This window comes from Staphylococcus sp. LKG4-2, from assembly GCF_050955665.1.
Taxonomy (GTDB): domain Bacteria; phylum Bacillota; class Bacilli; order Staphylococcales; family Staphylococcaceae; genus Staphylococcus; species Staphylococcus saprophyticus.
Genome location: NZ_CP194532.1, coordinates 486161 through 500016 on the forward strand (window position 1 = coordinate 486161; position 13856 = coordinate 500016).

Below are 13856 nucleotides of genomic sequence, written 5' to 3' on the forward strand. Positions count from 1 at the left end.
TGTGATCTGTTTATATTATTTAAGCATTTCTTTATAGACTTTATGGTTTTGGTAGACGCATTTAAGTAATGGGGCGTCAATTTGGTACGTATCGGCTAAGTTTAATAAATAACCTTGTAAGTGACCTGTTTCAATATTTAATCCTTTTTCCATGTCACGTTGCATAGAAGTCTTAAAATGGTATGATAACTGATTAAATGATGTCATATATTGTGATACAATATCGTCTGCGAGTGGCGCTCGATGTGCACGCATTATCGAAGCGACTTCATTGTATAAAGAGCGAACGAAGTTAATGCCACCATCACTGTCTCGAATAGGACCAATAGGCGCATGCATTAATGTTGTGATACTGGATAACACAGTAATCATTAAATATTTGTGCCACATGCCTTGTTCGATTGAAGTGCTTAATTTGAATTCTGCCTTTGTTTCAGAAAATGCTTGTGCAATTTTTTGTGCGCGTTCACTTTTACTTCCATCTAGTTCTCCAAAAAAGAGTTTATCAAAAGGGCTTGTTTGTATGATTTCTCCCATACTATCTAATGTTGTTTCTATCACACAATAGCCACCCATAACTTTGTCTTTACCAAAGATAGATTGTAATTGTGGAATATGTGCGACGCCGTTTAATAATGGAATGATGGCAGTATGACCATCGACAAATGGTTTCAAATCTGTCATGGCTTGCTCTAAATGATAGGATTTAGAAGAAAGTAAAATAACATCGAAAGGCGCTACGCGATCGTCTTTTGTAATGAGTTGAGGATTGAAATGATAATCTCCCTGCTCACTGTGGATGGCTAATCCATTTCTTTCTAAAAATGACTTGCGTTTGGGTCTTACTAAGAATGTCACGTTCTGTCCGCTTTCGGCTAATCTGCCTCCAAAATAGCCTCCGATACCGCCAGCACCTAATACTAATATACGCATTGAATACAACTCCTTATACGCTATGTGTGTTGATTTGTTAATTGATGTATATATACCACATTTGAGGGGCATATACGCATATGAAAATAATTTTCAAATAATTCAATAGATGTAGTTGGGACAGTATATTTTATTTTTAAATATATATTTGAAAACAATAAAATTTGTGCAATGTAATAAGTGTTCACTAATTACAAACATGGAGGGGTTCCAATGTCGTTTAAAAATGATCATAAGTATCAGTGGAAAGATATGCAAGGGAAAGATTTTCTACTACCGTTTATTTATTTGATAGGTAATTTTTGTTTATCTATAGTCATCTTAACAATCATGATTGGAATCAATGAAACGCAAGGGAAAAATAACGCTAACTTTAATGCTAACTTTTCAGGTACGCCAGGCATATTAATGGAAATGATTGCCTTTATAATTATATTCGCGTTATGGATTTTATTCCATAGACATTCATTTAGACAATCGTGGAAACAGGGGCTACAAAATATTAAGCAACACTGGAAACTCATTGTCATTACATTTATCGTTATTATAGTGTTTAAAGAAATTTATCCATATTTAGTAAATGCATTCGCACCAGAACATTGGAAATTTGAAGAAACACAAAATGACAAAATGGTGGAGGAAATGTTTGCTACGCCTGTATCAACCATATTAGCTTTTTTCTCAATTGTAATTATTGCACCAATGACAGAAGAATTTTTATTTAGACATTTAATTATTGGCGAATTAGGAAAGAAATTAAATTTCTATGTTATGTCTGTTATTTCAATTATTGTGTTTGCATCTTTACATGTAACAGAAGCTAAATCTCCATTAGAAATTGTGATGTATCTTGCCATAGCAGTTGGTATTGTATATGTATATATGAAATCGCAGCGTAGTTTAGCTGTAGCCATTGCGTTACATGCTTTGAATAATTTATTAGCGTATATTTTCATGATTATCATGTAATTTACATAATTCTTAGTGATATACCTGTCTTCTTTGTGAAGGACAGGTATATTTTATCGTGTTAGTGTTTAGAATTTTCTAAAAACTCATTGACTAATCTTGAGCATAATGCTAGGATTAAACCACTAAACATAAATATGATTGACTCTTATCAAGAGTGGTGGAGGGATGTGCCCGATGAAACCCAGCAACCGTCGATTTTTCGAAATGGTGCTAAGTCACAAAAAGTTATTTAACTTTTGGAGATGAGAGAAAGTGCAAACTTTCTCTTGATTTATTAAGAGAAAGTTTTTTTATACATATAAGTACGTTGAAACAAATTTTTAAGGAGTGAAAGTATTATGAGAAAATGGTTTATTTTAGGATCATTGTTTGTGTTAACGATTATACTAGCAGCATGTGGTAAATCGAATGGTGAAAAAGAGGATAAGGAAATTACGATTGCTGCTTCGCCAGCGCCCCATGGCGTCGTACTTGAACATGCAAAAGAAGAAATGAAAAAGAAAGGCTATGATTTAAAAATAAAAACAGTTAATGATTATAAGGTTCCTAATAAATTATTAGATAAAGGAGATGTTGATGCGAATGCATTTCAACATACACCGTATCTTAAAGCAGAAAAGAAAGACCATAATTATAAAATAGAAGAAGCCGGGAAAGTGTTCACGACACCGATGGGCGTTTATAGTAAAAAATATAAAGACATTAAAGATATCCCTAAAGGTTCTACCATTTATGTATCAAACAATCCTGCTGAAGAAGGTCGTTTCTTGTCATTCTTTGTTGATAAAGGCTTAATCAAAATTAAAAAAGGTGTCAGTATTGAAGATGCTAAGTTTGATGACATTGTAGAAAATAAAAAAGATTTGAAATTTAATAACAAGCAAGGTGCGGAATTCTTACCTAAAACTTATAATAGTAAAGAAGGCGCAGCAGTGATAATGAATTCTAATTATGCGATTGATAATGGTCTAACACCACATAAAGATGCAATTGCTATAGAAGGAAAATCATCACCATTTGCGAATATTGTTGCCGTACAAGAAGGACATAAAAACGATAAAAAATTCAAAGAACTTATGAAAGTTTTACAATCTAAAGAGATGAAGAAATTTATAACTGATAAATATGGACAAGATGTTATTCCGTATGAAAAATAAATAATCATGTAATATATAGATTGAAGAGGAAGGTGATTCGATTATGTCTAAGCTAGGTATTATTGGTTTAGGAAAAGTGGGTACGCAAGTACTTACAGATGTACAGCAACTGAATTTGTTTTCAGAGATTATTTTAATTGATGATAGAGCGGACGTGGCAAGTGGTGAAGCACTTGACCATATTCACTCGCAAGGACTGATAAATACTGCACATATCAAGATTCGTAGCGGTGTCTATCAAGACTTAACGGATGCAGACTTTATCGTCATAGCTGCGAGTGAAGCAACCGATAAAAATAATGGTGACCGTACATTATTAGCGCAAGGAAATCACGACATCATTAAGGGCATAATGTCCCAAATAGCTGAAGTGACGCAAGAGGCGGTTGTGATTCTGATATCTAATCCTGTAGATTCTATGGTTTACTTTGCAAATCAAATAGATTACCCAGCCCATAAAATTATTGGTACGGGTACGGCTCTAGAGACATCAAGATTTAAAACAATTATAGCCGATCATTATCAAATTGATCCAAATAATGTGGAAGCTTTTGTCATTGGGGAACATGGTCAACATGCAATCCCCGTGTGGAGTAAAGTGCATATTCATGGTATGGAACTATCGGAATTTGAGGCATTAAGTGACCGTCCAGCAATTGATAAGTCACACATATCGTCCATTATCAACGAAGTGTCGATGGATGTTTTTTACCAAAAAGGGTGGACCAACGCAGCGATATCAAAAGTGACATCATTTTTGATACAGTCCATTGCATTGGATCAGAGAACAATTACACCATTGACTTCCCTGAGTTCAGAATATGGCTTAGAAGATGGTGCATTTAGTTTACCAACATTAATAGATAAAAAGGGTATTGTTCAAAGATTTGCGATAACATTAGACAAAGAAGAAGAACGCGAACTTAAAGAAGCATATGAATATATTAGACAAACGATTCATACAGCACAACAATAGCGATTAAAACATTCAAACACGCATTCATTAGATATTTTCTTTTGAATGCGTGTTTTTTATATTTAAAATAAATGCTTATCTTGTTTATCAATCCGGTAATGGCTACAATATACTTAAATATAGCGATGAATAGAAGTGAAGTATATGAGCATGGGAGGTGTAATGATGCTAGAAAGACATGTAAAGCTCATCAGATTAATGTTAATCAATCGTAATCAATTTTTAAATGCAGATGAAATTGCAAGGTACTTAAATGTTTCTAATCGAACAGCTAGAAATGATATTCAATATATTAATAGTGAAATCTTAGATGATCTCATTGTAAGTGTAAAAGGACGAGGGTATAAATTGAATCAGTCCTTATATAGTATGCAACAAATAGAAACAATTGTAACTGATTTTACCAATAAAGAAAGTGAACTATTAATCAAGTTGGGTTATCAATTACTCATGTATCAACAACCACTTACAAGTGAAGCCATAGGAAAAACTTTTCATTTAACGAAGGCAGAAGTCACTGATTATATAAATAAAATTAAAGCATGGTGTATATCATTCGACGTGAATATCCAAATAACCAAGAAAAAAGGGATCATCGTCAATGGTAGTGAAATGAATATCAGAAATGCAATATTGCACCTAAATCAACTCTCAGAAAATGTTAAAACAGTGGATGCGTTTATTTTAGCGGAGCATCAATATATGAAACATCAAACTGAGGATTTTATATATTTAACTATTAGTACGGGTGTAGGTATGGCCTATATAAGAAAAGGGGAACTTGTTTCTGGTGTTAATGGGAACTTTGGTGAAATTGGTCATACCATTATAAAAGGCGATAGTGATTACCAATGTCCGGTTTGTAAACAATATGTTTGTGTGGAAAATGAAATATCAGGTTTAGCGATCAGTAGAAAAGCGAGTCACATTTTAAATAAGCATGTAAGTACTAGAGAAGCTATAGAAATGTATCTCCATCAAGCGCATAGTGAGATAACTGAAATGATAGATGAAGTTTTGATATTAACACAACAACTATGTACAAATCTATTCAGTATTTTTAATATTAATAACATTGTATTGGGTGGCGGTGTTACCCAAAGTAAGCTACCTTATAAATCAAGCATTGAAAATTATGCACAAAAACATTATTTAATTCAAAATAGCACATTAAATGTAACAATAAGTAATTTAGAGGCAAATGTTTTAACGGGTTTATATCATGTAAACAAATAATATATAGGAGAACGTGACATAAATTGAATATGCTAATAGAGATTTCGTAGTCTCACTCCGGATAAACTAAATTAGAATAAAGATCTGGAACCTTTATTAATATCTAGATTTTTAAATTAGTCAGAGATGGTTAGCACGAATAGAAGGTTGTAGGAAATTACACTGAGGTTAGGCTTCGGTTTGTGTGAGGTAAGTGTTATGGGACGTGTAAAAAAGGCAGGGCCATAGTGATATGGCCCTGCCTTTTTTATGAGTATATGTGATGTCACACTTTAAAGTTACATCATAAACGTAGTAATATTGCATAAGAATCACTAAGGAAATTCGTAACATTAATTTCCAAGTGAAATTAATGAATACAAAAGAAAATCTTTTGCATAAGAATCACTAAGGAAATTTTTAACATTAATTTCCAAGTGATTCTTTAAAACCGTTATCGAGATCAGCAATAATATCATTAATGTTTTCGGTACCTACAGACAATCTAACTAGTTCTGGTACTACGCCGGAAGCTTTTTGATCTTCTGGTGATAATTGTAAATGTGTAGTACTAGCTGGATGAATGATTAATGATTTTGAATCACCTACATTCGCTAAGTGGGAAAATAGATTTAAACCGTCAACAAATTTGGCGATATCGTCTACCGTGCCATCTATGCCAAAGGTCAATATAGCACCTTGGCCATCAGGTAAATATTTTTGAGCGAGTTGATGATAAGCGTTATTTTTTAAACCTGGATAGTTGACCCAAGTTACTTTTGGATGTTGTTCTAGATATTGTGCGACACGTAAAGCATTTTCAGAGTGTCGTTCTAAGCGTAAGTGTAGTGTTTCTAAACCAATTAAGAATTCATGGACATTAAAGGGTGATACTGCAGAACCTAAATCACGTAACAACTGTACACGTGCTTTGGTAATATAGGCAGCTTCGCCAACATCTTTTGCATAAGAAATACCATGATAACTTTCATCAGGTTCTACTAAACCTGGGAATTTTCCATTATCCCAATTGAATTTTCCACTATCAACGATCACGCCACCAATGGAAGTACCATGGCCACCAATGAATTTAGTGGCTGAATGTACTATGATATCTGCTCCAAATTCAAAAGGACGCAATAAGTAAGGTGTTGGGAATGTGTTATCAACAATCAAAGGAATGTTATGATTGTGTGCGATATCGGCTACAGCTTCAATATCTAACACATCAATGCGTGGGTTCCCAATGGTTTCAGCATATACTGCTTTTGTTTTATCTGTTATTGCATTTTTGAAATTGTCTGGATGACTAGGATCTACAAAATGGACTTTAATACCTAGTTTTTTAAAGGTAATATTTAAAAGGTTATAGGTACCTCCATATAAATTTGACGAAGCAACAATTTCATCGCCACTTTCTACAATATTTAAAAGTGCTAAATGTATGGCTGCTTGTCCAGAAGATGTAGCTAAAGCACCTACACCACCTTCTAAGGCTGCAATCCGTTCTTCAAAAACATTTTGTGTAGGGTTCATAATTCTTGTATAAATATTGCCATCTTCCTCTAAAGCAAATAACTTTCTCGCATGTTCAGTATTATCAAACACATAACTAGATGTCTGATAAATTGGTACAGCACGTGCTTTTGAAAAATCATCTACTACTTGCCCGCCGTGAATAGATAAAGTATCTAAATGCCAAGGGTTTTGAGTCATATGATAAAGCCTCCCTATAATTTCTAAATTTTCTGATAATTACAACTATACAAGAGCTAATTGGCTATTTCAAGTATGCTTACTGAAAAAGTAGGAATTAGATTATTATACTTTATTGACTTGAAAATGAAATGATTGCAAATATGAAGAAAAGGATTTATAATTCTTATCGGTATAGTAAGGTATTGTGGGGAGAAAGGCACTATGGAGGGAAATAATGATTGCTTTTGATTTAATTGGAAATACGCCATTAGTATTGTTGGAGTCATTTAGTAATAAAGATGTACAAATTTATGCCAAGTTAGAACAGTATAATCTTGGTGGTAGTGTGAAAGATCGATTAGGAAAACATTTAATCGAAACAGCAATAAGAGAGAATATAATCCAAAAAGGCGATGTCGTTGTAGAGGCATCTGCAGGGAATACAGGAATTGGTGTTGCAATTGCTGCTAATCATTACGGCGTCAGTGCTGTGATTTTTGCACCTGAAGGTTTTTCTGAAGAAAAGATATCAATTATAAAAGCGTTAGGTGCTGAAGTCATCAGAACAGATCAAACTTTAGGCATGGCAGGTGCACAAAAGGCCGCACGTGATTATGAACTGCAAACTGGTGCGTATTATTTAAATCAATTCGAATCTTATCGCAATCCTGAGACCTATAAGTCTACAATAGGAAAAGAAATAACAGATAAGCTTAAAGATATTGATTATTTTGTAGGTGGTGTTGGTTCAGGAGGGACTTTTACAGGTGTTGCTGAACATTTAGCAGCAACATATCATACCGAAAGTGTCATCGTAGAACCAGAAGGATCTATTTTAAGTGGCGGTAATGCGCATAGTCATGATATTGAAGGGATCGGTTCAGAAAAATGGCCATCTTTTCTACCTAAAGCATTGGTGTCAGATATTATAAAAGTGAGTGATGATGCCGCTTTTCAAAATGTTAAATTATTAGCAAGACAAGAAGGTCTTTTAGTAGGTAGTTCTTCCGGAGCAGCATTGCAAGGCGCTCTAGAAATTAAAAAACATATTAATAAAGGTGTCATTGTAACCATTTTTCCAGATGGCAGTGACCGATATATGTCAAAACAAATTTTAAATTATAAGGAGACAATCAAATGAATAAAAAAACACAATTAATTCATGGTGGACAAACAACAGATCCATATACAGGTGCAGTTACAACGCCAATTTATCAAACAAGTACGTATATGCAAGATGGTATTGGCGACATGAGACAGGGATATGAATATTCTCGTTCGGCAAATCCAACACGCAGTGCTTTAGAGGGTTTAATTGCAGATTTAGAGCAAGGTGAAAGTGGCTTTGCATTTGGTTCTGGTATGGCAGCTATTTCAGCAGTTATTATGTTATTAGATAAAGGTGACCATTTACTCATCAATTCAGATGTATATGGTGGTACTTATAGAGCTTTAACAAAAGTGTTTAATAGGTTTGGTATTGATGCTGAGTTTATCGATACGACAAATATAGAAGCTGTTGAACAATATATTAAACCTGAAACGAAAATGTTATACATTGAAACGCCGTCTAATCCTTTATTACGTGTCACTGATATTAAAAAATCAGCAGAAATTGCTAAAAAGCATCATTTAATTTCGGTTGTTGATAATACATTTATGACGCCATATTTCCAAAATCCATTAACATTGGGCATTGATATTGTTTTACATTCAGCCACAAAATATATTGGTGGTCATAGCGATGTTGTTGCCGGATTAGTTGCAACAAGTGACGCTGAATTAGCTGAACGTTTAGGATTTATTCAGAACTCAACTGGTGGTGTGCTTGGACCTCAAGATAGTTATTTACTGATTCGTGGCATAAAAACACTTGGATTACGCATGGAACAGGTTCAACGTAATACACTTGCTATCATTGATATGTTACAACAACATTCAGCAGTGAAACAGGTATTCCATCCAAGTATCTCGGACCATTTAAATCATGATATTCACGAAGCACAATCTGAGGGCCATACAGGTGTTGTCGCATTTGAAGTCGCTGACATAGAAAGTGCTAAAAAAGTAATCAGTGAATCACATTATTTCACTTTAGCTGAGAGTTTAGGTGCTGTTGAAAGTTTAATTTCAGTACCTGCATTAATGACACATGCTTCAATTCCTAAAGATATTCGTGAAAAAGAAGGCATCGCCGACGGATTAGTACGTTTATCAGTAGGTATTGAAGATACAAAAGATTTAGTCGAGGATCTAGAACAATCATTAAACGCATTAGGTTAATAGTATAAATTTCAAAAAGAAATGAAAGGCATATAGGAATAAGTTGGGAATAAGCCTGAAATCAATTTAGAATCATTGATTTCAGGCTTATTCCTTTTTTATATATGGTTATATTTATCATTATTTGAGTTTGAAGTTTGATGTTGTGCGTAAGTATCGTTAAGTATATCTGAGTTAGTTTTTTGTAATTTACTATAACGACCTTTCGGTATTTTGTTTTCTGTAACCTCTACTTTAGGATAAATGAGTAATGGAATCAGTCCGATAATGCCAAAAATGATAAAGCTATATTCATAATTTAGTATATCAATTACAATACCAGCGATAGATGAACCTATGACTTGTCCAACCGCTAGAAGTAAGAAAGGTATGCCTATGCCAAGAGAAGCATTTTTGACAAACAGTTTGATTCCCCAAACCAGTAAAACACCGGTTAAGAAAATATAACTCAGGCCGAATAATGATGACGCAATAAATGGTAGTAACCAAATGCTTGGCGTGTATGCTAATAATACACTAGCGCATGCTAATGCAATAACGCCAAAATTAAACGCGAAGTGAATCCCTTTTTTATCGATAATTGAACCAGAAATACCACCAACTACACCAAATATGCCAATTAAAATCCAAAAAATAGAAAGTGCTATATCTGAATAATTGCCTGTTAATTGGACAATGGGTTTTGAGAAAGTCCAAATGGTGCAGTAGATATACCGAGCAGTGTAGAGGCAGTGACGATACGTGTGCTCGCAGAAATATCTCTAATATTAAGACTACCTGTATGAATTTTAATATCTTTTTGAAGCTTCGGTATGACGATATAGTTCCAAAATAAAACGACCAATGCAATTAAAGCATATATTAAATAAGTATCACGCCAATCTAAAAATACAAGCATTGCTGTTATACCAGTAAACATTAAACCCATACTCGTTCCTGAATTAATCAAAGTATTTGCTTTACCTTGATCTTGAAGATTAATCCACAACGAAATGGTATAGCCATACGGAGGAGAAACGAGACCGGTGCTTGCACCTGTAAAAATAACACCGATAGATAGAATGATTGCATTGCTTGATACGCCAATAGTAATCAAACCAATGACTACAGAGATGCCAGCAAGTATTATCATACGTTTTGGACCAATCGTATCTGTCTGTAGAGTTGAATAAACGATTGTAAAACAATACGCTAAATAAAATAAAGACGAAATTAGACCAGCTTGAGATGCAGATAAAGATAAATCATTAGTAATGTCTGGTAAAAAGAGACCAAAACTAAAACGGCCTAATCCATAGGTCGTTGCGATCATAGCAATACCAGGGAATACAAGTTTTGAAAATTTCATTAATAGGAACCTCCTTTTATAGATAGAATGTTCATTCTACTTAGAACTAAAAATATATAGAATGTTCATTCTACTTTTGTGTAAAGATAACGAGTAAGTGCATTTTGTATTAAAATACTTCAAATTCGTTTGGAATTATTGATTATGTGCTTCATTTAATAATAACTTGGCCATTGTGATAGCATGCGAAGTCGCATCTTTAGAACCTAATAAAGCAGTCATAGAAGTTGTACCTTCTAAAAGCAAAGTATATTGAACGGCTAAATCATAACCATTTTCAATACCAGCATCATCAGCAAGTTTTTCTAAATAATGTAACAGTCTTTCTTTGTGACCTCTTGCTGTACTTTCAATCTCATTATCCGTGTCTGCATAATCCTCAATAGCACGCATAAACATATCACCTTTATACGAATAATCATTTAACCACTGACAATGCGCCGTGACTGCTGATATAAAAGGTTTTTCAGGATGTTGTTCAACGTGACTGTCTAGATAGTGCCAATAACGTGTTTCACGCTGTTTCAGTACTTGAGCCACTAAGTTATCTTTAGATTCAAAATGATTATATAGCGTCATCGTTGCGACATTAGCTTCTTGTATAATTTGCTTCAAACCTACACCTTTAAAACCATATTCATAAAATAGGCGTTCTGCTACACTCAAGATATCTTGTTTCTTTTGTGACATATATCTCACACTTTCAAAGTAGAATGGTCATTCTATTTAATTCTAGCAACGCACAATGAGAATGTCAAAAAAAGCGTAAAGCTCAATACACTTATCTGATTATAAAGTGTATTGAGCTTTACTAATAGCGTCGGATGATATTTGCATGATTTAGTTGTCGTAACCAAGCGTAGTTATTTCTTTGGAATGCCGATGACATGTCCGAGTTGTTTAGGTACGTCGAAAGTGTTTTGTTGATCAAAATAGTGTTTGATTTTTTCTTGGATGGGTTTAGGAAAGTCCATGCTTCGTCTTGTTTCATTGCCAACACCCATCATAATGGCTTCATATGTTGCATTGCGTTCATCGTTGCTATTATACATTGTTAAGAATAAATGTACTCTTTTGGCATCGTAATCGTAAATATGTACTTTAATATAGAAGGATTCATCGAGTAAAAGTTCTTTTAAAAATGAAATATGCGCTTCTACGCTGAACATTGTCACATCTTGACTATGACGATAATCTGTGGAGAAATCGATAGATTCAAAAAAGCCTACAACAGCATCACTGAAAATGGAATAATATTGCGCATCATGCATATGATTATTATTGTCTATCCAAGATGGCTGTACCGTATTTTTATAGATATATTCATCTGTCACAAAAATCACTCCTTTATTTTTTATAAGCCTGTACTATTGTATCAATTATGTATGAACAGAGTTAACAATTTGTTTTACGAGGCTTAAAAATAGTTAATTCTTTATAAAATGCATAATGTAAGATAGTATGATATTTAGCTTACTAGAAAAATTTACAACTGGAAAAGGGGGACATATATGGTATTGGTTGCCTTAATATTATTCATTATTTCTATTGTCTTTCTTATTTATTCTATTACATTATTAATGGGCAAAGATGGTACCATGTTTAGTTTGTTTACAAAAGAAGAAAAAGCATTAACTAAAGGACAAAAGTTAACCATTTATCTCATTACTATTGTATTATTTGTAGCAAGCTTAGTTTGGCTACTTAACCTGATTTAAGAAATAGACTTTGAACGTTAATAATATAACAGAACGCATATTCATAATAAAAAGGACTGGAAATGATTCCAGCCCTTTTTTTAAAACTAATACTTTCTTAAAAAATCTACATCACGGTCAAAGATTTGTTTGACGACATAACATTGAACTGCAGTTATGATACTTTCAATCACTTGCGTTTTATTAGATAAGATACGAAGGCTGAAACCGTGAGTTGGTAAATGTGTGATACCAAAACGGCAGTCATATTTATGTTGGAAGTGTTTAATTTCCTCATAAACTTGTTCAATAAATTTTTGATTAACGCTAGGGTGGATGAAATAACAAGAACCTAGATGCGTATAATCTTCCATATAACCTAGACCATCCACATTTTGTTTCTGTGGATCGAGTAACATATTATCAAACGTTACCAATGCATCATCTACATATATTTCGTTTAGTAAGTGCATATACGTATAACTAAAACGTTTATCTGATTTGGAATAACCTGGTGTAAGAATATCTGTATAGAATAGAGACGCAGTTGATTCCAAATTGAATACATTGTGTTGATAAAACTTTGCGTTTTCAAAGGCTATAATGGGATCACCAACATATTCAGCATAACCATTATTTTTTATATTAAAGGTTTGGTATTGCTCGACATGATCATTCAATGTTTTATAAATTTTTGTGGCACCTTGTGAAGTTAATATAACTTTAGCATCAGAATCAATATTAAAATTCATCGTATAGCGGTCACCATCTAAGTATCCGCCACCTACGTTGACGATATAGAAGGTGGGGATATCAGATTGATTTAGATAGACTGGACGCATGACTTTTAAGGCTTTTTCAAAAAAGACATCTCTAGCAACAGATTTTTTACCATTGTTAAAAACGGATAAATCTAATTGTCCTGTCCAAGCTTGTTTGTTGTTAGACATTTAGGCTAATCCTTTAAGAAATACATCTTGTTCAATCCATTGTATGACTTCATCCAAGCCTTCGTCTGTTTTAAGATTTGTAAAAGTAAATGGTCGGTTACCACGGAAGACTTTCGTATCTTCTGCCATGCGATCTAATGATGCGCCAACGTAAGGTGCTAAATCTGTTTTGTTAATGACGAAAAAGTCCGACTTAATCATACCTTGGCCACCTTTACGTGGGATTTTCTCTCCTTGGGCAACATCGATAATATAGATTGAAAAGTCGACAAGTTCAGGACTGAATGTAGCAGCTAAGTTATCGCCACCTGATTCTATGAAGATAAGTTCAATATCATCATTGCGCTCTTTTAATTCATCGATTGCTGCAAAGTTCATTGACGCATCTTCACGAATTGCTGTATGAGGGCAACCACCTGTCTCTACACCGATGATTCTATCTTCGGGTAAGACACCTGAATTCACTAATATTTTCTCATCCTCTTTAGTATAGATATCATTTGTAATTACACCGATACTCATGTCTTTCGCTAAGCGTTTGACAATTTTTTCGATAAGTTGCGTTTTCCCTGCACCAACAGGGCCGCCGACACCTATTTTAATTGTATCTGTCATAAAGCTTGTCCT

General features: G+C 33.8%; 13 protein-coding genes, 1 pseudogene and 1 riboswitch. Of the genes and pseudogenes, 7 read left to right on the forward strand and 7 right to left on the reverse strand.

What is annotated here, in order from left to right:
• Positions 1-15 precede the first annotated feature (15 nt).
• Positions 16-933, reverse strand: coding sequence for a 2-dehydropantoate 2-reductase (gene panE, locus ACM6UH_RS02225; RefSeq protein ID WP_011302235.1), 918 nt, complete (start codon positions 931-933; stop codon positions 16-18).
• A gap of 213 nt (positions 934-1146) precedes the next feature.
• On the opposite strand from panE, the gene ACM6UH_RS02230 reads away from it, so the two are divergent.
• From ACM6UH_RS02230 to ACM6UH_RS02245, 4 genes are all read left to right on the forward strand, one after another.
• Positions 1147-1902: a CPBP family intramembrane glutamic endopeptidase gene (locus tag ACM6UH_RS02230; protein WP_011302236.1), complete on the forward strand. Its 756-nt coding sequence runs from the start codon at positions 1147-1149 to the stop codon at positions 1900-1902.
• Positions 1903-2047: 145 nt separating this feature from the next.
• A riboswitch (SAM riboswitch) is annotated at positions 2048-2154 on the forward strand.
• An 89-nt stretch (positions 2155-2243) separates the two neighbouring features.
• On the forward strand, positions 2244-3062 hold the full coding sequence (locus ACM6UH_RS02235) for a MetQ/NlpA family ABC transporter substrate-binding protein (protein ID WP_011302237.1): 819 nt from the start codon (positions 2244-2246) through the stop codon (positions 3060-3062).
• Between the two features lie 43 nt (positions 3063-3105).
• Positions 3106-4038 carry an L-lactate dehydrogenase gene (locus ACM6UH_RS02240; protein ID WP_011302238.1) on the forward strand — a complete coding sequence of 311 codons (933 nt, stop codon included), beginning with the start codon at positions 3106-3108 and terminating at the stop codon, positions 4036-4038.
• 165 nt (positions 4039-4203) lie between these two features.
• Entirely contained in the window at positions 4204-5274 is a 1071-nt protein-coding gene (locus ACM6UH_RS02245; protein ID WP_433911991.1) for an ROK family protein, read from the forward strand.
• A 405-nt stretch (positions 5275-5679) separates the two neighbouring features.
• Here ACM6UH_RS02245 and ACM6UH_RS02250 read toward each other — a convergent pair whose 3' ends face one another.
• Positions 5680-6969, reverse strand: coding sequence for a homocysteine synthase (locus tag ACM6UH_RS02250; protein WP_011302240.1), 1290 nt, complete (start codon positions 6967-6969; stop codon positions 5680-5682).
• Between the two features lie 217 nt (positions 6970-7186).
• On the opposite strand from ACM6UH_RS02250, the gene ACM6UH_RS02255 reads away from it, so the two are divergent.
• Both ACM6UH_RS02255 and ACM6UH_RS02260 read left to right on the forward strand, forming a co-directional pair.
• A complete protein-coding gene (locus tag ACM6UH_RS02255; protein ID WP_047504698.1) occupies positions 7187-8092 on the forward strand; it encodes a PLP-dependent cysteine synthase family protein in 906 nt (301 codons plus the stop codon).
• Positions 8089-9234: a bifunctional cystathionine gamma-lyase/homocysteine desulfhydrase gene (locus ACM6UH_RS02260; RefSeq protein WP_011302242.1), complete on the forward strand. Its 1146-nt coding sequence runs from the start codon at positions 8089-8091 to the stop codon at positions 9232-9234. Before ACM6UH_RS02255 ends, ACM6UH_RS02260 begins: the two co-directional genes overlap by 4 nt.
• A gap of 98 nt (positions 9235-9332) precedes the next feature.
• On the opposite strand, the pseudogene ACM6UH_RS02265 reads toward ACM6UH_RS02260, so the two are convergent.
• The 3 genes and pseudogenes from ACM6UH_RS02265 to ACM6UH_RS02275 form a co-directional block, all read right to left on the reverse strand.
• Positions 9333-10582, reverse strand: a pseudogene (locus ACM6UH_RS02265) (MFS transporter).
• A 135-nt stretch (positions 10583-10717) separates the two neighbouring features.
• On the reverse strand, positions 10718-11272 hold the full coding sequence (locus ACM6UH_RS02270; RefSeq protein ID WP_002482211.1) for a TetR/AcrR family transcriptional regulator: 555 nt from the start codon (positions 11270-11272) through the stop codon (positions 10718-10720).
• Between the two features lie 173 nt (positions 11273-11445).
• Positions 11446-11916, reverse strand: a complete 471-nt coding sequence (locus ACM6UH_RS02275; RefSeq protein ID WP_011302245.1) for a thioesterase family protein — start codon at positions 11914-11916, stop codon at positions 11446-11448.
• A 177-nt stretch (positions 11917-12093) separates the two neighbouring features.
• Between ACM6UH_RS02275 and ACM6UH_RS02280 the strand changes: the two genes are divergently transcribed.
• Positions 12094-12300 (forward strand): hypothetical protein, encoded by a 207-nt coding sequence (locus tag ACM6UH_RS02280; RefSeq protein ID WP_011302246.1) that lies wholly within the window; start codon positions 12094-12096, stop codon positions 12298-12300.
• Between the two features lie 86 nt (positions 12301-12386).
• On the opposite strand, the gene ACM6UH_RS02285 is transcribed toward ACM6UH_RS02280, so the two are convergent.
• The gene (locus ACM6UH_RS02285; RefSeq protein ID WP_002482214.1) at positions 12387-13229 is read right to left on the reverse strand and encodes an urease accessory protein UreD; all 843 of its coding nucleotides are present in this window, start codon (positions 13227-13229) and stop codon (positions 12387-12389) included.
• A complete protein-coding gene (gene ureG, locus ACM6UH_RS02290) occupies positions 13230-13844 on the reverse strand; it encodes an urease accessory protein UreG (RefSeq protein WP_011302247.1) in 615 nt (204 codons plus the stop codon).
• Between the last annotated feature and the right edge of the window lie 12 nt (positions 13845-13856).